Raw genomic sequence first — 18,621 nt, 5'->3', positions numbered from 1 at the left:
CCTGCTTTCCGACTGAGCGCGTAGGACTTGAGGTGGCGAGCCGATCATGTCTGCAACTGGCTCTTGCCGGCTGCAACTACCACCGGCAGAATCTCGCCGGTCGAAAGCGAGACGACGTTGCGGCGGCCGATCTCTTCGGCCTTGGAGGGATTGTTCGGCATCGCAATCCTCCCGTTCGCCGATGGCATATTCACGGTTGGCCGTCCGACGGCGGACCGGTCAACCCGGCTGGTCCATGAATTCCACGCCCAGCTCCTTCTGTCGCCGCCAGCGTACTTTCACCTGCCGCCTCTGGGCTTGATGGGGCAGCATTAGCTCGAACTCCTCCGATGCGACCAGGCTGCTGTTGATCCGCAGACGTGCGCCGTTCAATGAAACATCGAGGACCGCGCAATCGATCGTCGCGTTGAGGTGCGGGAGGACAATCTTGCCACGCTTATTGACGCGGGATCGTTCGCCGAGGCGACGGTTCACTTTGCGACCGCGCCCGCGAGCAAATGAATGCTGCAGGGGGACGCCGTAGGCATTTGCATCGGCGATATGGTAGCGGACCCCTCGGGCCATCGCGTTTTCCAGGGATCGGTCGGCGCATTCGATTGCCAGAAGCGCTTCCTGTGCAATGCCGGCATCGCAGGCACCGATGACGCTTTCGATACGGAAATCCAGATCACTCAGCCGCACTGCGAAGCTCAGCTGGTTCGAGATCTGGCCAATCGCCATCTCCAAGGCAGCGGCTCCTGAAATCGGGATTAGCAACGCTACAAAGCTCGCATCTGGCCGTCGGCAAAAATAACCAGTCCCCTGGAGCGCCAAATTCAAGCGCTTCGCGAACTCGCGTGAGATCTCTTCGGCTGTCTGGCGCCCGAATTTAGCGGCGAAGTAGCCTAGCTCCGGGATTTGAATTGCCAGGATACCAATCCCATTGCCGGCATTTGCCCGCACCTCGTCGAGCTTGCGCACCAGCTTTTCGGGAGACAGCAAGTTCATGGGGAGCTGCCCGGCCGCGGCGGGATCGTCATATGCGTGCGAGCTGGAAAGCGAACCGCGATCAAACGCGGTTCTCAGTCTCTGGATCGCGTTGACGAGGTCATCGGCGCAGGCTTCCGTCATCGTCACGCAGTCGCGTGCTCCAAGGCGGAAGGCCTGGATGACCGCATCCTGACGCTTTTCCGGCGCCACGAATATGACCGGAGCGCGCCCCGAAACGCGGTCGACGACGCTGCCAAGCAAGGGCAACCCTTCATCGAGACCGGCGTCCGAGCAGAGCACGCACGCGACTCGATCGCGACCGACCAATTGCTCAAGTTCGTCAAGATTGCCGGCGGCGGACACCATGCAGGCGCTTCGCGCTCTCAGATGGGCGGCGAGTTCCTCGCCTTCCGCGTCATCGCCCCAAAGAGCGGCGATGACGCCACTTTCCGCTGTCGCCTGCCCCTCCATCCCAACCCCACGAGATAGGTGTCGTTGGTTCAGCCAGCGTGAAATCGCTGAGCGTGTCGTTGACGTAGATCAAATCGTCCGCAATGGCCGACGCGATTTCCTGTCGAAGGCCCGCGTCGGCAGTCCTACCAGAGGCGTTGTCAGTATCTCGCTCTTCACCGCGCCACGGAACCACGGCGACCTCCGCCTATCCCTGCCCCCAGATGAGCGGGCAAGGCCCCGGGGCGGCGCGCCACTCACGCCGCCAGCTTGCCCTTGTCGCCAGTCTCCGCGACCAGTTCGGCTCCGACCGCCGACAGCGAGGCGATGTTGCGGCGCATGACCTCGGACATTTGGTTCACCTCGTCCGAGTAATCCTTGGTGACGCGCTCGGTGAACTGACGCTGGAGGTCGACGGCCTCGCCGAGTTCCTGACAACGGCCGAGGCTACGGCACAGATCCGCCTGGGCCTGCAGGCGCCGACTGGCAAAGCTCAGGAACTCGGACGCGATCGCCCAGTTCGCCTCGATGATCGCCTGGGGGATCGCGGCCGCCGCCTTGAGCTGCGACTGTGCGGTCCGTGCAATTCCATCCAGCCCGGCGATCGCGTCCTTGGCCGCCTGCTGGTTCGACTTCACATTGGTCATATCCGCCTCCGTTTCTGGGATCGTGCGGTATCCAGGCTGCACGCGAGACAAATGCCGCGTCCGGTATGTTGTTGCCTTGATGCAGGTCAAAGCGACGACCGTCGCCCGCAAGCATGCTTTCGGGAGTTGCCCGGATCCGCATGGAGCCGCCATGACCGCCGCTACTTCACAGCGTTCCGCCCATGCCTGCGCAACACCAATCGCGGTGACCGCGAACCGGGAAACGCCAGCGGCAGCTCCGGCTGGCGGCGAGCCACGCGTGGACAGGCTGCTCCATGCTGCGATCGGCCGCTCGTTCGCCGGGTTTTCCCCGATGGGGCTTGCGGAAGCCTGGTTCGATTGGTCGCTTCATCTCGCCGCCTCGCCGGGACGGCTCGCCGAGCTCGCACGGCAGGGATTGGCGGAAACGATGCGCCTGATCGAGCTGGCGTCGAGCGCGAATACCAGCAACGTCTGCACGCCTTGTGAGCGCTCCCTGCCGCATGACAAGCGCTTTCGCCATCCATCCTGGCAACGCTGGCCCTATGCGCTCTATGCGGAAGGCCTGCTCGCTGGCGAGCGCCTGTGGGACTTGGCGACCCGCGACGTCCACGGCGCAACGCCGCATCACCTTGCCCAGCTCAACTTCGTCGGCCGGCAGACGCTCGATCTGCTCGCGCCATCGAACTGGCCCTGGAGCAATCCCGAGGTGGTCGACACGACCGTTCGGGAACGCGGATCGAACCTGCTTCGCGGCACCCTGTTCGCGCTCGAGGACGTGGCTCGGCTGGCCAGGCGCGAAGGTCCGCGCGAAGCGTTGCAGTTTCAGCCCGGCAGAGACCTCGCATTGACGGAAGGCAAAGTCGTTCACCGCACCCCGCTGGCGGAGATCATTCAATACGCACCTTCCACCGGCGAGGTTCGGGTCGAGCCGATCGTGATCGTGCCAGCCTGGATCATGAAGTACTATATTCTCGACCTGCGTCCGGAGAACTCGCTGATCCGGCATCTGGACGAGCAGGGCTTTACGGTCTTCGTCATCTCCTGGAAGAATCCCGAGCTGTCCGATCGTGATCTCGGCCTGGATGATTATCGCGTGTCCGGGGTGCAACCGGCCTTTGCGGCGGCGCTCGCCGCGACCGGCGCCAGCCGGCTTCACGCCGTCGGCTATTGCATCGGCGGCACCCTGCTTGCCCTCACGGCCGCCGCCATGGCGCGCGACCTCGACCACCGTCTGGCGACCCTGACCCTTCTCGCCGCGCAGGTCGATTTTCGCGAGGCGGGCGAGCTCAGCCTCTTCGTCGACGAAAGCCAGCTTGCGATCCTCGACGACGTGATGGCGGAGGACGGCGTGCTCGAGGCCGCGCGTATGGCGGGGACCTTCCACCTGCTGCGCTCGAACGACCTGATCTGGTCGCGCATCGTCCGGACCTATCTCCTGGGACAACGCGAGGCGGCGACCGATATCGCGACCTGGTCAACCGATGCGACCCGCATGCCGGCGCGCATGCACTCAGAATACCTGCGCGCCTTCTATCTGAACAACGACCTGGCCGAGGGTCGCTTTCAGGTCGAGGGACAGGCGGTGTCGCTGCGCGACATCCATAGCCCGATCTTCGCTGTCGGTACCGAGCACGACCATGTGGCGCCGTGGCGGTCCGTCTACAAAATTCACCGGCTAGCCGACGCGGATGTAACTTTCGTGCTGGCCGATGCCGGACATAATCGCGGCATCGTCGCCCCGCCATCGCAGACTGGCCGCCGCTTCCGTATCGGCTCAGCGCTGGCGCACGACCATCATGCGACGCCGGAGCAGTGGCTGGCTGGGGCGTCTCTTCGGCAGGGGTCATGGTGGCCTGCCTGGGTCAACTGGCTCAGCGAGCATTCCAGCGGGCTCGTTCCCGCCCGGACCATCGATGATCACGGCCTTGGCTCGGCGCCCGGCAGCTACGTCCACGGGTAAACGAAGGCCGGTTCTTGATCTGACGCAATGAACGCCCGCCGTTATCGCTCATCATGTAGGCAGCAACAGGAGGATGACATGCTGACCGGCATCAAGAGCGTTTTCGTCGCGATCACCGAGGAGGGTCGAGAAGAGCCGAGCGCGGCGCTGGGCTATGCGTTGTCGCTCGCGAAAGCGGCCAATGCGCATCTTGTCGTCGAAGCAGCGGCGATGCGCTACACGATTCCCTATTCGATGATCGACGATTTTGGCCAGGCGCTGATCTCGTCCGAGAACCGCCGGATCGCCGCGTTGGCCGAAGCAGTGGCCGGGACGGCGAAGTCGGAAGCTGACTTCGCCGGCGTGGTGGCTACAATTGAATCGGAGCAGCTCCATTTCAGAGACATGCGAGACCGTTTGATCTGCCGCGCCCGCGTCGCGGACATTACGGTGCTCGACGCTGAACCCTCCGCCGCGGAGATCGATCGCGGTTTGATCGAGGCTGTTATCTTCGAGAGCGGCCGGCCGGTGATCATCGTGCCGCCTGATCGTCCAAAGTTTGACGCCCGGCAGGTCCTCGTCGCCTGGGATGGCGGGGCGAGAGCCGCTCGGGCTGTGGCCGACGCCATGCCTATTCTGAAGGCGGCGGAGGCCGTCGAAATCCTATCAGTCACCGAGGAGAAAGAGCTTGAGAGAATGCTCCCCGGAACAGATCTCGCATCTCATCTGTCCCGACACGGGATCAAAGTCACGGTCAATCTCGCCGATACCCGTTCCGGCGACGTCGCCGACATCATCCGGTCGCATGCGGTCGGTAGCGGGGCGGGGCTGATCGTGGCTGGCGCCTATCGCCATTCCCGACTGCGCGAATTCCTGCTCGGCGGAGTGACGCAGTCATTGCTCAAGCAATGCACCGTGCCGCTCCATCTCTCCCATTGAGAGCCCTCGACGCTGAGCAGGGAGGCCAAGCTTGCGGGCGATGGTCTTGCATGAGATCGGGCAGCCGCTCGTCGCAGAAGAGCGTCCGGACCCGCTCCCCGCGCCTGGCGAGGTGCGGTTGCGGGTCGAAGCATGCGCGGTGTGTCGGACCGATCTTCATGTCGTCGATGGCGATCTGAGCGACCCAAGGCTGCCGCTCATACCGGGACATGAGATCGTCGGCATCGTCGATCGGGTTGGTGCGGGCGTCACTGTGCTACAGGTCGGTACCCGCGTTGGAGCGGCATGGCTCGGGCATAGCTGCGGCAAGTGCCCATACTGCGCCAGCGCCGCCGAAAACCTCTGCGACGCGCCGGTCTTCACCGGCTACACGCGTGATGGGGGTTTTGCGACCCATGCGCTGGTCGATGCCGCCTTTGCCTACCCCCTCGCGCACTTCGAGAACCCGGTCGAGGCCGCGCCGCTGATGTGCGCCGGCCTGATCGGCTGGCGAGCGCTGCGTTTGGCCGGCGACGGCCGACGGATCGGCCTCTACGGCTTTGGCGCCGCTGCCCACATTCTGACGCAGGTCTGCTGCTGGCAGAGCCGCGAAGTCTATGCCTTCACGGCGACTGGCGACGATGCGGCGCAGCGCCATGCCTTGTCGCTCGGCGCTTGCTGGGCTGGCTCTTCGGAAGAAGCGCCGCCCGCGGAGCTCGACGCCGCCATCATCTTCGCGCCGGTTGGAGACCTCGTACCGAAAGCGCTCGCTGCCATCCGCAAGGGCGGCTGCGTCGTCTGTGGCGGCATTCATATGAGCGATATCCCGCAGCTCCGATACGCTCTGCTCTGGGGCGAGCGCAGGATCGTCTCGGTGGCGAACCTGACCCGGGCCGACGCGACGGAGTTCCTTGCCATCGCACCTCGCGCCGGCATCAGGACGACGAACCATATCTATCGACTCGATCAGGCCAACGAGGCCCTTGCCGACCTGCGAGCCGGGCGCTTCCAGGGCGCCGCGGTGCTGGTGCCGTGATGACTGGCGGTAGCGGTCATTGGCGCGCTCAGCGCCGACCTCTCCAGGGTGAAGCGATGGCTCCGAGGATGGACCCGTGGCACTGTCTTCCGATCGCTGCGGTACTCGACGCCACAGGCTCGTCCTCGGCGGGGCTGAGCCGCGCCGAAGCAGCCAGCCGCCTTGCCCGGTTCGGCCCGAACCGTCTGCCCGAAGCGCGCGGCAAGACGATCGCCGGCGTCTTCCTTGCGCAGTTCCGCAGCCCGTTCATCTATCTGCTACTCGCCGCGGCCGGCGTCTCGCTCGGCCTAGGCCACTTCAGCGACGCCGGCTTCATCCTTGTCGTCCTGGCCCTCAATGCCGCCATCGGAGCGTTTCAGGAATGGCGGGCCGAGACACGGGCGCGCGCCTTGAAAAGCCTCATCACCGGCACGGTAGCCGTCAGGCGCGACGGTAGCCTGGTCAGGCTCCCGATCGAGGAACTTGTCATCGGCGACGTGGTGCAGATGACGAGCGGCGAGCGGGTAGCAGCCGACCTGCGCCTGATCGAAGCGCAAGGACTGGCCGCCGATGAAAGTCTTCTGACCGGCGAGTCCCAGCCCGTCGACAAGATCGCCTCGGCGATCGTAGCCGCCGAGGCGCCGCTCGGAGACAGGTTGACCATGCTGCATGCCGGAACGACAGTCGCCAAGGGCCGCAGTCTGGCGCTCGTCGTCGCGACCGGGCGTGACACCGAGGTCGGGCGGTTGGCCATGGCTCTGGAGCGGCCAGAACCGCCGCCGCCGCTGGTGCGGCGGATGGCGCGCTTCACGAACCATGTGGCGCTCGCGATGCTCGGTACGGTGGCCGTCGTCGGCGCACTCGAGGCGCTACGCGGTGCGGCCGCCGCAGACATCCTGCTGCTCGCCATCGCGCTCGCAGTGGCGGCGATCCCCGAAGGCTTGCCGATCGCCATGACGGTGACGCTTTCTATCGCAGCCGAGCGCATGGGTCTGCGCCATGTCGTCGTCCGTCGTCTCGCCGCCGTCGAAGGGCTCGGCGCTTGCACCTTGGTCGCGACCGACAAGACGGGGACGTTGACCCTCAACCAGCTGACCGTGGCGCGCTTATGGGTGCCCTCCCATGGCGACGTCGGACCGGAGAGTCCGGCTGGCCGGGAACTTCTGGCCTCGGCGGCTTGCACGAGCGAAACCGTGTCCGACAGTGCCGATGGGCTGCAGGGTGACTCGGTCGATCTCGCCTTCATCCGCGCCGCCGCGGCGCAGGGGGTCGGGGCCGATGGCGGCGCGCCGACGCATCGGCATCTCTACGAGCCGGAGCGGCGCTATGCCGCCTCGCTTTATCACGATGGCGAAAGCCTGATCGTTCATGCCAAAGGCGCGCCCGAAACCGTCGCAGGGTTCTGCACGGATGCCGGCGACGAGGCGATCGCCGCCGCTCGCCGGCTCTCGGCCGCGGGATATCGGGTGATCGCGGTCGCAGCCGGCCGCACCACGTTTTCAGCGGTGGGCAAGCTTGAAGGGTTACGCCTCCTCGGTCTGGCGGCGCTCGCCGATCCGCTTCGCCCGGAGGCGAAGGGCGCGGTCTCCCGCGCGCAGCAGGCCGGCTTGCAGATTGTGCTGATCACCGGAGATCATCCGCTGACCGCGCTGGCGATCGCGCGCGAGCTCGGTCTGGCTCAGCACCAGGACGAAGTCGTAACCGGCCCAATGCTTGCTGCCTCAGAAGGGGCCGCCTTCGACAGGCTTGTCGCCGGCGCCCGTGTCTTCGCCCGCACGGAGCCGATGCAGAAGCTCGCCATCGTCGAGAGCTTGCGCCGCCAAGGACATGTAGTTGCGGTCACGGGCGACGGCATCAACGACGCTGCCGCATTGCAGGCCGCCGATATCGGGGTGGCGATGGGCAAGGGCGGCACGGATGTGGCGAGGGACGCCGCCGATCTGATCCTGGCCGACGACAATTTTGCTTCGATCGTCGCCGGCATCGAGGCCGGCAGGGTAGCCTACGATAATCTCCGGAAGGTGATCCTGCTCACTTTGTCGACCGGCGCAGCCGAAATCCTGCTGATGCTGCTCGCGACACTGTTCCAGCTCCCGCCGCCGCTCACCGCCGTACAGCTTCTATGGCTGAACCTGATCACCAACGGCATCCAGGACGTGGCGCTGGCCTTCGAGGGCGGCGACCCCGATGTCCTTCAGCGGCCCGTCCGCCCCGCTACCGAGCCGATCTTCGATCGCCGGATGATCGAGCAGGTGCTCCTCGGCGGCACCGTCATCGGCCTGACGGCGTTTGGCTACTACTATTACGCGCTTGCAGGCATCGGCATGCAGCATGTCGCGGCGCAAGGCGCGGTCCTCTGGCTGCTGGTCTGGTGCGAGAATGCGCATTGCTTCAACTGCCGCTCGGAGGAGCGTTCGGCATTCTCTATCCCGCTGGCATCCAATCCGCTCCTGATAGCTGCTGTGCTCGGCACTCAGGCACTACAGAGCGCGGTGCTCTGGCTGCCGCCGCTACGCGATCTGCTCTCCCTTGACGCGCTCTCGCTTGCGGACGGCATGGCCCTGGCGAGCGCCGGGCTGATCGTCCTGGCGATCATGGAACTCTATAAGCGCGCGCTCATCATTTGCGGTTGCGGTCCCGTCCTGCCGAAGGCCTAGCCCGGTCGATGGGAGCTCCATCTGAGGTCTTGTCTCTCCGCTCTGCCCGGACGGACGCACTGCGCTTGGCGAGCACGATCTCCCTGAGCAGGCTCAGATATCCCCTAACGTGCATCCATGTCGTGATCGGAGGTTTGTTATCAAGAGCCTCCGTCAACTGCTCTGGTTGATCAGACGCTCTGCTGCGCCAGCGCTTACGGATCTTCGCAAGCCAGCTTGGAATGGCTATTGGAGACATGGCGGTACGCCAAGATTGAGACTCTATGACGTAGCTTGAAGCAGCGACGCATCATGTCGTTGATCTCAGTCAAACCGCTTTGTTACGGCTCGGCAATTCGTTGTTATGGAGGATCAAGCGCTGCGCTCGTGCCCCCGCAGCTTATCAGTCGACCCTTTCGTCCGCGAAGATCGTTCGGCCACGCTCGCCGGCGAAATAGGCCTGGAGCCAGGCATCGTCATGCGCCAGCAGGTCGCTGAGCGTTCCGGTCGCGATGACCTTGCCATGCGCGATAGCCGCGATCCTGTCGCAGGTCGCGTGGAGGCTGCTGAGATCGTGGGTGATCATCATCACCGTCAAGTCCAGGCTAGCTTTGAGCGTCAGCAGCAGCTCGTCGAAAGCGTCGGCGGCGATCGGGTCGAGGCCCGATGTTGGCTCGTCGAGAAATAGGATTTCGGGATCGAGCGCGAGCGCGCGCGCCAATGCAGCCCGCTTGGTCATACCGCCCGAGAGCTCCCAGGGGTATTTGCCTGCGGCATCGTGAGGAAGGCCGACCAGCTCGATCTTCAGCATGGCCATTTCCGCCATGAGGCGCGGCGACAGCTGGAGACTTTCCCGCATTGGAAACTGAATATTGTCGGCGACGGTGAGGGAGGAGAACAGGGCGCCGTGCTGGAACATGACGCCGAAGCGCTGCTCCATCGTCCGGCGTTCTCTGGCTGAGAGCGTATCGACATCCTGGCCGAAGATTTCGATCACGCCGCCGCGCTTTGGCACGAGTCCGAGAATCGTCCGAGCCAGGACCGACTTGCCCGAGCCTGATGCACCGATCACGCCGAGGATCTCGCCGCGCGCGATCTCGATATCGAGGCGATCCAGGATGGTCTTATCGCCAAAACCGACATCGAGCCCGCGCACGCTGACGACGATCTCGCACTGCCGCTGTCCGCCCTGGATGGTCAACGTCATATGCCCGTCAGCAGGCGCTCGATCTCCTGGATAGGGTGCTTGGTCAGATCCTTGTCGACCTCGGCGATGACGGTAGCCTGCACACCATTGCTCAAGTTCTCGCGGAGCGCAGCGAGCATCCGCGGTGGGGCCACCAGCACGACCCCGTGTGGACGGCTGCGATGGAGTGCTGCGAACGCGTCCACCGTCTCACGTGCGAAGTCCAGCTCGGCCATCTCGTGCCAATCGGTCGCTTCGGCTGCACTGATGGGACCGAAGGCGTTCTGGATGCGCCCGGGACGGTCCGTACCCTGCTTCGCGGTCGATGGGTTTGCGGGCGCTTGGGTCGCTCGTTCGAGCCGCAGGTTCGGAAAGGCCGCATCGCCTTCATTGCACAGGAACAGCGCCTTGCGGGCATCGCAGACGAGAACCCAGGCCTTGGGTGGAATGCGCAGTTCCATGGCGTCGATCTCCATCGGATGCGGCAGCGCTACTCGATGTGATGATTTCCGATCGTTCGGCGCCATTCATTGATCGAGCGCAAAGCCCGGTCGAATGGTCGATGACCTCATGCAGCAGCGGGCGTTGCCATGGCTTGCGGGCATGGGGAGGACTGCGATGCTTAACGGAGAAGGAGTGCCGCGCGCCGGCGCACGCCTATCGTTTCATGGCGCGGCCCAGGCCGTAACCGGATCGTGCTACGCGCTTGAGACCAGCGAAGCGCGCATCCTGATCGATTGCGGCATGTTCCAGGGCTCGAAGACGGAGAAGGAACTGAACTACAGGCCGTTCCCGTTCAACCCCGCATCGCTCGATGCAGTGCTGTTAACACACGCCCATATCGATCACAGCGGGCTGCTGCCCAAGCTCGCAAAGGACGGTTTCGGCGGGCCGATCTTCGCGACATCGGCGACGATCGACCTCTGCTCGGTTATGCTACCGGATGCCGGGCACATCCAGGAGATGGAGGTTGCTCAACTCAATCGCCGCAACGCCCACCGCGGTCTGCCGGCCGTCCAGCCGATCTATGATGCGGCGCAAGCAGGCGTGACCATGACCCAGTTTCGGCCGGTGTCCTTCGGCGTCTCGACGCCGGTCGCCAAGGGTGTGAAGGCGCGATACTGGAATGCCGGTCATCTGCTCGGTTCCTCCTCGATCGAAATCGAGGTCGACACGCGCGCAGGCAAGCCGCTCCGGCTGCTCTTCTCCGGCGATATCGGCCCGACATACAAGCTGCTGCAGTCGGAACCCACCGCGCCAAAAGACCTCGATTATGTCGTCTGCGAATCGACCTATGGCGACGTCGATCGCCAGGAAGCGTCCCCCGAGCGGCGGCTGCAGATTCTGGAGGCCGAGGTCAGCAGCGCGGCGAAGCGGGCGGGTGCGCTCTTGATTCCTTCCTTCGCCGTCGAGCGGACCCAGGAATTGCTGGTCGATCTTGTCCAGCTCATGGATTCAGGCCGCGTTCCGAGCGCTCCCATCTTCGTCGATTCCCCGCTCGCGACCAAAGCGAGCGCGGTCTTCGAGAAGCACGCTAACGATATGGGGAATGGCGAGGCGCTCCGGCAGGCTTTGCGGGCGCCGCAGGTCCGATTCACGGAATCGGTCGAGCAGAGCAAGGCGATCGCCCGTATTCGTGGCTTCTATATCGTGATCGCAGCAAGCGGCATGTGCGAGGCGGGGCGTATCCGCCATCACCTCAAGGAATGGCTCTGGCGTGAGGCCGGGACGATCTTGTTCGTCGGTTTCCAGGCACAAGGAACACTCGGCCGGATCTTGCTCGATGGCGCTTCCCGGGTCAGGCTAATGGGTGAGGAGGTCCAAGTCAGGGCGCGCATCCGCTCGGTCGATCTCTATTCCGGACATGCCGACGGCCCTGAACTCGCAACCTGGCTTGCCGGGCGGGGAGCCGTCTCTGGCGCTGTTTTCCTGACCCATGGCGAGACGCATGCGATCGACGGGCTCGAGGAGAGGCTGCTGCATACCAAGAGCAGCTTGCGCATCGTGACACCGACGCTCGACAGCATCTTTACACTGGAAGGCGACACACTTCATCGACTGGAAGGTCCAGTACGCCTGGCTCCCGATAGCGCCGGACGGCGCGACTGGCACAATGAACTGTCGAATCTCATCCTCGATATCGATGACGCGGTAGCGCAGGCCGCAGACGAACGTGCGCGCAAGCAGATCATCCGGCGGCTACGCAAGGCGCTGGTGGAGGAGCAGGAAGGCCCCCGCTGACCGCATCACCGAGCCGCGAGTGCAACAGCGCCAGCGCCTGCAGCGATCGCCAATGCTGTCGCTATTGCCAGCCATCCGGAGTAGGTGCGCGGGCCTATGGCCGCGGCATAGAAGATGCGCGCGACCGCGTTTATCGCGAGCGCGAGCAGAATGGCCGACACGGCCGTGCCGGCGTCGACTGCGCTGCCGCCGAGCCTGGCTGCCGTCATGGCTGCGACATCGACATCGGCAAGGCTGACCAAGCCCGATGTCACGAGCAGGCCGCGGGAGCCAATTCGGGACATCATCCATCCGCTGAAGACGACGATCGCGGCAAACATGCTCGCAAAGACCAACAGTGGTGCCAGATCGAACGGATTGCTGATCGGGGCCGGTGGAGCGTCCTCGAGGCCTTGCCGCAGCAGGAGCCAAGCCAGGCAACCAAAGGTGGCCGCCCCCGCCAACGCACCAGGAGCCAGCTGAATGAGCAGTGACGGCGCGATCACACCGACAATCGCGAGCACCCGCAGGATGGACACCATGCTGGCGAGTGCGGCGCCGCCGGCCAATGCCTTCGTCGACTCACCATTGGCGGCGCGCCTCGCAAAGGCGATCGTAACGGCAGTCGATGAAATCAACGCTCCGCCGATGCTTGCGACGAGGATGCCCTTGGTCGGGCCGGCTAGCTTGATGGCGATATAGCCCGCGTAGGAAATGGCGGCGCTCAGCACCGTGAACATCCAGATTTCGCGGGGATTGAGACTCGCGAATGGATCGATCGGACGATCGGGCAGAAGCGGCAGGATCACGACCGTCATCGCGAGCAGAAGCAAGGCCGAGCGCAGCTCGATCCAGGTAAGCCGGGCAAGCGCCTGGTGGAGGAATTGGCGACTTGCAAGCAGAGCAACCGTTGCAACCCCCGCAGCTCCCGCAGCGCGAGGGTCGCCAAGCACGCAAAGCGCGCCCAAAGCGAAGACGACCAGTGCAGCAATCACGCCCGTAACGCTGAAATCCTGATCATGTTGAGCTTCGCGCGCCTTGAACCAGGTGAATGCGAAGGCGAAGGTCGCGAAGCCAACGCCGAGCAGCATCGGCGTACCGGTCTCCTCGGCGATCACGGCCAGCACCGCTCCGAGAAGGGCGCTCAGGCCATAGGTGCGAATGCCGGCCGTCCGGCTGCCAGGCGGTCCCTTGCGGTCACGCCAACCGCGCTCGGCGCCGACAACGAGGCCGATTGCCAGCGCCGTGGCGAAGCGTATGACGAGATCTTCGAATGTCATCGTCATGGCGACTACCCACGTCGGCTTGGCATGTGAGCCTAGAGGCCACAGCCATTCGGTCGCTTTCAGCCTGGTCGGTGTTCAGTCTACTCGATCGATGAAGCGGCGGGCACACTCGTCAGGTCCGGACCAGTTCAATCGAATTGCCCCGGCCCGCCCTTGATCCACGTCAATGCGGTTTTCAATGGAGATTCCATCGTGAAGGGGCGTTGAGAACGCCAACCAGATGGAGGTGGCTATGGATGACCTGTCGCTTCGCGATCATGTCCTCAGCGAGCTCGAATTCGAGCCCAGCGTCAATGCCTCGCATATCGGCGTCGCCGTCGACGACGGCGTCGTCACTCTCTCCGGTCATGTCGGCAGCTACGCCGAGAAGCTGGCGGCCGAGAAGATCGTGCAACGACTGAAGGGCGTGCGCGCCATCGCCCAGGAGATCGAGGTCCGCTTTTCCTCGGACAAGAAGACCGGCGACGACCAGATCGCGCAGCGCGCGCTCGACATCATCGCCTGGGACACGACGATCCCGGAGGAAAAGGTCAAGGTGAAGGTCCAGAAGGGCTGGATCACGCTCAGCGGCGAGGTGGACTGGTATTTCCAGCGCAATGCCGCCGAAGCCGCGGTCCGCAAGCTCTCGGGCGTGACCGGCATCACCAATGCGATCACGATCAAGCCACGGGTACAGGCCGGCGACATCAAGCAACGGATCGAGAAGGCGTTGAAGCGCAATGCCGAACTCGAGGCAGAGAATATCCGCGTGGTCGTTTCGGGCGGGCGCGTGACGTTGGAAGGCCAGGTCAACGCCTGGCACGAGCGCGCCGTCGCCGAGCGTGCCGCCTGGGCCGCACCTGGCGTCGTTTCGGTTGTCGATCATCTGGCTCTCGCCTGATCGCATTTCCGATCCACGCGCGTGTCGGAGACCGCAATGAACCAAGCCATCAATCAGACGGATCGATCGCCAGAGCAGTATCGCGACGGAGACGTTCGAAAGGAGGTGGCGTGGCCCACATCCGACGCGGAGGCTGCGCTGTTGCAGATGGCGGTCATGCTGGCCGAGATCCGCAACGGCCAGCGGCGACAGGAAGAAAAATTGGCCGAACTCGAACAGGCCTTGCGTGTGATGAAGCGAAGAATCCGGGCCGAACGACCTTCGCGCGCGCGAGCAAGCGCGCGCGACCGCGTCACTACCGCCTTGGGCTGAGCAGCCTGTCGGCGACGTCCGAAGCTGCCCGGTCGGCATTCCACTATGAACAAGGAGCGTGTCATGTCCGACGTCCCCACCAAACTGCCGATCAAGACTGAAAAGTCCGCGACGCCCGCGCAGGCAGGCTGGTCGCCGTTCGAAAGCCTGAGGCGGGAGATCGACCGCCTGTTCGACGATTTTCATCCGTTCGGCTGGCGCCAGCCGGCCGCGCGTTCGCCCTTCAAACTCGAACTGCCTGGCCTGTCAGGGGCGAGCTGGACGATCGCGCCGGCGGTCGATCTCGTCGAGAAGGAAACCGAGTACGAGATCACGGCGGAACTCCCCGGCATGGAGCAGAAGAATGTGGAGGTCAGGCTCTCGAACCATACCCTGACGATCACTGGGCAAAAGAACGAAGAGAAGGAAGAGAAGCGGAAGGACTACTATCTGTCGGAGCGGCGCTTCGGCTCCTTCCACCGCTCCTTCCACCTGCCCGAGGGGGTCGATCCGGCAAAGGTCGATGCTGCCTTTTCCAAGGGCGTCCTGACGATCAAACTACCAAAGACCGCCGAGGCGCAGAAGGCAGAGAAGACCATCGCGATCAAGGCTGCATAAGAATCGGCCGGTTCTGTCGTCGTAATCCTTTTGGATCGAGGTCGCTTGATTGCGGGGCGACCTCGTTTCGTTCTTACCGGAATGTCTGACATGCGTGTGGACGATGCCGCAGGGATTTCAGCGGCCGAATTCGGCGACCAGATGGCGTCATTTGCTGAACGAGTATCCGTCCGCAAGCTTGGCGCGCCACCGAATTCAAAATAGGGCCGTGGCACCGCGCGTTGCGTGCGGCGCCACAGGGTAACTCCTACGAGACAGCCAAACGGTCCTCGACCGAGGTGACGCCCGGAACAGCCCAGGCAGCCTGTTCGGCGAGATCGCGTTCGTGCCAGGCCTTGACGTTTCCCTGGAGCTTAACGTGACTGCCGGAGACATCCACCTGGATTTGTCCGGCTTCCAGCTGCGCGTTGCGCATCAGCGCGTTCTCGATCCGATGTTTGATGTCACGAACCTCGACGCGCGGCTTGACGGTGATCCAGTTGTAGACACCCAGGACGCCTGTAAGCCGGCGCACGGCAAGCTCCGCGCCTTGCCTCTGGAACTGCCAGTCGACCTCGCCGGTCAATATGATCCAGCCCTTTTGAACATGGACCTTGATCTCGTCGGCCAGGAGCGTCGTGTCCCAGCTGATTACGTTGAGCGCGCCCAGGGCGATGTCTTCATCATCGGTCTTCCTGTCGGAGGGCAGTCGCACGTCGAGATTCTGCACGATCGCCCGGACGCCTTTGAACCGCTCGACAACACGCTCGGCTGCCAGCTTCTCCGCATAGCTGCCGACATGGCCTGTGAGCGTCACCATGCCGCTCTCAGCCGTAATCCCGATATGGGCCGCGTTTACGCTGGGCTCGAACTCGAGCTCGCTGATCACGTTCTCATGAAGCGTCAGATCATTCATGGTCGCCTCCTGGCTGGTTGATTTCGCGTCCGAGGACGCTCAGCCAGCCTAGTCCCGGCGCGAGGTCGCATGCTTTGAGCCAGCTCAAGCAGGATATTGGCGCGCAACCGGATGGTAGCCAACAAAGTATAGATAAAAATGACGCTGGCCAATTTTGATCTGAATCAAGGTGCAGACCAATTGATAGTGTCATAATTTGATGGAGAAGCGCTAGCAAAGGCCGTCCCATGGCTCAAAAAATGGGTTGAAGGCTATTTCTAAAGGATGGTATGCTTCGATAAAGAAAATTATACATCATAAAACCTATAATCCATTCGGATTAGTCTGTCATTTGATCTGTCGCACAATCCAGATCCGGGCATGCAAAATGGTGTAAAATAAGGGGTGTAACGATGATCGAGAGTCTCATAGGGCAGTATTTCGCCAGGGCCTGGGCTGTCGCCCAGAATATCGGCATCGATGCATATTTCATCGACGAAAGTAACGGCCGCGTCGTCCGCCTCCAGCCCAATGGAAGCTCCTCATTTCTACGCTCTTTAGACGACGGACCAGTCGGCCGAATATCCGCCAGCCTCATTGCCACAGGCAAAGCGGGCCCTCCCGCAATGCCGACGCCCCCGGGGGCGAAAAGCATGAACGGACAACGCAAGCCTTTCGTCGTCGAGGTCAAGCGCGCGAAGCAATTGGCATGGAAGGAGCGCAAGCTACTTTCCGGCCCCGGCTCGATCAGGCGGTTGCCATGGCAATCGGCTGAAGCTCGGCAACGCAACGCGACATACAAGCCGACGCATTCCCAGACGAATCCGGCGGGGAAGGCGGACGGCGATCGTTGACACGCCGAGCGGCTTTTGATCAGCCGGCTGCCGGCTGCAACCATTCCACGTCCATCTGTGCCATGCGCCCTGGCCGATCTGATTAGAATTGTGGCGCAGCGTCTATGCCGATCAGTCCAGCCCATTGCATTGCGAGTGATCAGCTATGAGTACAGCGTCTTGCAGCAGCACAAATTATGATCAGTGCAGCACTCTGCTTATGAGTGCATTCTTCTGCGTGACAGGTCGGACCGCCCTCGACGATCGTCTTCGGAAAGCCATTGAAGATGTTCTGATCGAGCTGATCAGGCGGCAGGAACCTGCAATCACTTCGAACGTGATTCCATTCTGTCCCAGGCGGCAAAGGCCGACAGTAAACGCCAGCCGCTGAGGCCGTCCCATAGCTCGACGCCGAGAGGGGCTCGCTACGGTGACGTGCCGCCTGGCCGGAACTGCCGCGGCAAGCCTAGGTCGATCCGGCTAACCCTTCGATTGCAACCGGAGGTTGTGGCGCATGGGTTATTCTGTTGAAACCGATGGGAGTATCGTCCCGCCTCACCTGCGAGCCTTGGGGGAGGTTCGGATGTGGCAGTTTGTCCTCAGTCAGAATATTCGCATTTTCAGGCTCATGCTCCAGGCGGAAAGTTCACCTGTTAAGCGTGCGATCCTGCAGCAGCAGCTCGCGGACGCGGAGGCCGAGCTATCCGCGCTCAACGAGGCCAGCACGCCCGAGATCGCCCAGCGCAATGCTGCCCTGGCGATGTTCGCGCAACACGCCATCGAGCAGGCACTGACGATGAGCGACGCCCAGTTTGGATGTCTTCAGGTGCACGACGAAACCTCGGGAGGCCTTGAAATAATCGCGCAAAAGAACCTCCGGCTTCGGTTCCTGCGCAATTTTGCCCTTGTGCGGCCAGGCGATGGCACAGCTTGCGCTAGGTGCATAGAAGACGGCGAGCAGATCGCGATCGAAGACATCAGTCATGACCTCGAATTTGCGCCTCATCGGGAATTCGCGCTCAGCGAAGGCTTCCAGGCGGTGGTGTCCTCGCCGCTGTTGGATTCGGGCAAGGCGGTAGGCATCCTCTCGGTGCATTTTTCGGCGCCAACAAAGTTCGCCAGCGGCATGCTCATCCGACATGCAGACCACGCTCGTTCGATCGGCTCTGTCCTCGGCAACCACATCCAGTTCGGCAATGACGCTACATCCAGCCTGCATCTCCAGCGAAAGGTCCGGCATGACCGATCATGACATAATCGAGTTGCCTGTCATTCGGGTCGTAAGCGTTGCTCTTGGCGTCGATGGCAGAGACGACGCGCGCATCACGTTTTCCACGGACTCCGGCGCAAAGGTGGTCCTGCGGGCTCTGCCCTCAGTTCTCGTCGAGTTGGAGGCGATTATTGCGAAGATTAGTGAAGTGCAAGCGGGAATAGCCACAAGGCAGTGACTTGATGTTGACTCCGCTGCCAGCCGCGCGGCCCCTGGGTGATGAACGATGAACACGTTCGGGCAACGCCTTGTAACTCTCATCTTGCCTCATCTGCTATACCAGCGGTTGCGGTGGCAGGCGGAAGACCGACAGCCCTGAGGGACATCAAGCCCGTGGGTGAGCTTGGGTCTTCGCCTGCCGATCCATCGACCCCGAACAGTCGCTTGGGCCGCTCGAAGCGAAGCCCGCTTGCGCAAGGATGGGACAGGATGGACGCCATCGTCATCGTTGGGATCGATGTGTCGAAGGATCGTCTGGACGTGGCCGTCCGGCCGGGAAGAGAGGCCTTCTTCGTCAGGCGCGACGGGGACGGGATCGCGGCTCTGATCGAGCGGCTCGGCCCCCTGGGCCCGGCCGCCATCGCGGTCGAGGCCACGGGCGGGTTCG

Annotated in this window: 16 protein-coding genes and 1 pseudogene; 11 read left to right on the top strand and 6 right to left on the bottom strand. The window is 63.2% G+C overall.

All coding sequences use genetic code 11. The annotated features are described in order from the left end of the window. Window positions 1-219 precede the first annotated feature (219 nt). Window positions 220-1,440, bottom strand: coding sequence for a PilZ domain-containing protein (locus tag ACFPOB_RS00080; protein WP_377794904.1), 1,221 nt, complete (start codon window positions 1,438-1,440; stop codon window positions 220-222). A 236-nt stretch (window positions 1,441-1,676) separates the two neighbouring features. After that, on the bottom strand, window positions 1,677-2,057 hold the full coding sequence (locus ACFPOB_RS00075) for a phasin family protein (RefSeq protein WP_377794903.1): 381 nt from the start codon (window positions 2,055-2,057) through the stop codon (window positions 1,677-1,679). Here ACFPOB_RS00075 and ACFPOB_RS00070 point away from each other — a divergent pair. The 4 genes from ACFPOB_RS00070 (at window position 2,032) to ACFPOB_RS00055 (ending at window position 8,577) form a co-directional block, all read left to right on the top strand. Then, entirely contained in the window at window positions 2,032-4,008 is a 1,977-nt protein-coding gene (locus ACFPOB_RS00070; protein ID WP_377794901.1) for a PHA/PHB synthase family protein, read from the top strand. The two genes, ACFPOB_RS00075 and ACFPOB_RS00070, sit on opposite strands and share 26 nt — an antisense overlap. Before the next feature lie 78 nt (window positions 4,009-4,086). After that, on the top strand, window positions 4,087-4,926 hold the full coding sequence (locus ACFPOB_RS00065) for a universal stress protein (RefSeq protein WP_377794899.1): 840 nt from the start codon (window positions 4,087-4,089) through the stop codon (window positions 4,924-4,926). Between the two features lie 31 nt (window positions 4,927-4,957). Further along, window positions 4,958-5,941, top strand: coding sequence for a zinc-dependent alcohol dehydrogenase family protein (locus ACFPOB_RS00060; RefSeq protein WP_377794897.1), 984 nt, complete (start codon window positions 4,958-4,960; stop codon window positions 5,939-5,941). Between the two features lie 56 nt (window positions 5,942-5,997). Beyond that, window positions 5,998-8,577 carry a cation-translocating P-type ATPase gene (locus ACFPOB_RS00055; RefSeq protein ID WP_377794895.1) on the top strand — a complete coding sequence of 860 codons (2,580 nt, stop codon included), beginning with the start codon at window positions 5,998-6,000 and terminating at the stop codon, window positions 8,575-8,577. A 382-nt stretch (window positions 8,578-8,959) separates the two neighbouring features. Here ACFPOB_RS00055 and ACFPOB_RS00050 read toward each other — a convergent pair whose 3' ends face one another. Together ACFPOB_RS00050 and ACFPOB_RS00045 are read right to left on the bottom strand one after the other, a co-directional pair. Further along, window positions 8,960-9,763 carry an ABC transporter ATP-binding protein gene (locus tag ACFPOB_RS00050; RefSeq protein ID WP_377794893.1) on the bottom strand — a complete coding sequence of 268 codons (804 nt, stop codon included), beginning with the start codon at window positions 9,761-9,763 and terminating at the stop codon, window positions 8,960-8,962. Next, complete coding sequence (locus tag ACFPOB_RS00045; RefSeq protein WP_377794891.1) at window positions 9,760-10,269, bottom strand: baeRF12 domain-containing protein; 510 nt, start codon at window positions 10,267-10,269, stop codon at window positions 9,760-9,762. The genes ACFPOB_RS00050 and ACFPOB_RS00045 overlap by 4 nt, the downstream gene beginning before the upstream one ends. Before the next feature lie 91 nt (window positions 10,270-10,360). Between ACFPOB_RS00045 and ACFPOB_RS00040 the strand changes: the two genes are divergently transcribed. After that, a complete protein-coding gene (locus ACFPOB_RS00040) occupies window positions 10,361-11,983 on the top strand; it encodes an MBL fold metallo-hydrolase (RefSeq protein WP_377794889.1) in 1,623 nt (540 codons plus the stop codon). A 5-nt stretch (window positions 11,984-11,988) separates the two neighbouring features. On the opposite strand, the gene ACFPOB_RS00035 is transcribed toward ACFPOB_RS00040, so the two are convergent. Continuing rightward, window positions 11,989-13,248, bottom strand: coding sequence for an MgtC/SapB family protein (locus ACFPOB_RS00035; protein ID WP_377794887.1), 1,260 nt, complete (start codon window positions 13,246-13,248; stop codon window positions 11,989-11,991). Window positions 13,249-13,480: 232 nt separating this feature from the next. Here ACFPOB_RS00035 and ACFPOB_RS00030 point away from each other — a divergent pair, with 232 nt between their 5' ends. The 3 genes from ACFPOB_RS00030 to ACFPOB_RS00020 all read left to right on the top strand — a co-directional run bounded on the left by ACFPOB_RS00030 (window position 13,481) and on the right by ACFPOB_RS00020 (window position 15,037). Continuing rightward, the gene (locus ACFPOB_RS00030; protein WP_377794885.1) at window positions 13,481-14,128 is read left to right on the top strand and encodes a BON domain-containing protein; all 648 of its coding nucleotides are present in this window, start codon (window positions 13,481-13,483) and stop codon (window positions 14,126-14,128) included. A 36-nt stretch (window positions 14,129-14,164) separates the two neighbouring features. Continuing rightward, entirely contained in the window at window positions 14,165-14,440 is a 276-nt protein-coding gene (locus ACFPOB_RS00025) for a hypothetical protein (RefSeq protein WP_377794884.1), read from the top strand. 63 nt (window positions 14,441-14,503) lie between these two features. Next, window positions 14,504-15,037: an Hsp20/alpha crystallin family protein gene (locus ACFPOB_RS00020; RefSeq protein WP_377794882.1), complete on the top strand. Its 534-nt coding sequence runs from the start codon at window positions 14,504-14,506 to the stop codon at window positions 15,035-15,037. A gap of 247 nt (window positions 15,038-15,284) precedes the next feature. On the opposite strand, the gene ACFPOB_RS00015 is transcribed toward ACFPOB_RS00020, so the two are convergent. Further along, window positions 15,285-15,932, bottom strand: a complete 648-nt coding sequence (locus ACFPOB_RS00015) for a BON domain-containing protein (RefSeq protein WP_377794880.1) — start codon at window positions 15,930-15,932, stop codon at window positions 15,285-15,287. Between the two features lie 392 nt (window positions 15,933-16,324). On the opposite strand from ACFPOB_RS00015, the gene ACFPOB_RS00010 reads away from it, so the two are divergent. From ACFPOB_RS00010 to ACFPOB_RS31115, 3 genes and pseudogenes are all read left to right on the top strand, one after another. Further along, window positions 16,325-16,765: a hypothetical protein gene (locus ACFPOB_RS00010; RefSeq protein ID WP_377794878.1), complete on the top strand. Its 441-nt coding sequence runs from the start codon at window positions 16,325-16,327 to the stop codon at window positions 16,763-16,765. 562 nt (window positions 16,766-17,327) lie between these two features. Continuing rightward, a complete protein-coding gene (locus tag ACFPOB_RS00005) occupies window positions 17,328-17,996 on the top strand; it encodes a GAF domain-containing protein (protein WP_377794877.1) in 669 nt (222 codons plus the stop codon). Window positions 17,997-18,443: 447 nt separating this feature from the next. Further along, a pseudogene (locus tag ACFPOB_RS31115) lies at window positions 18,444-18,621 on the top strand (IS110 family transposase); the annotation flags it as partial.

Source organism: Allobosea eneae (assembly GCF_042657265.1).
In the GTDB taxonomy this organism is placed as follows: domain Bacteria; phylum Pseudomonadota; class Alphaproteobacteria; order Rhizobiales; family Beijerinckiaceae; genus Allobosea; species Allobosea eneae.
This window is presented reverse-complemented; position numbering and strand designations above follow the sequence as displayed.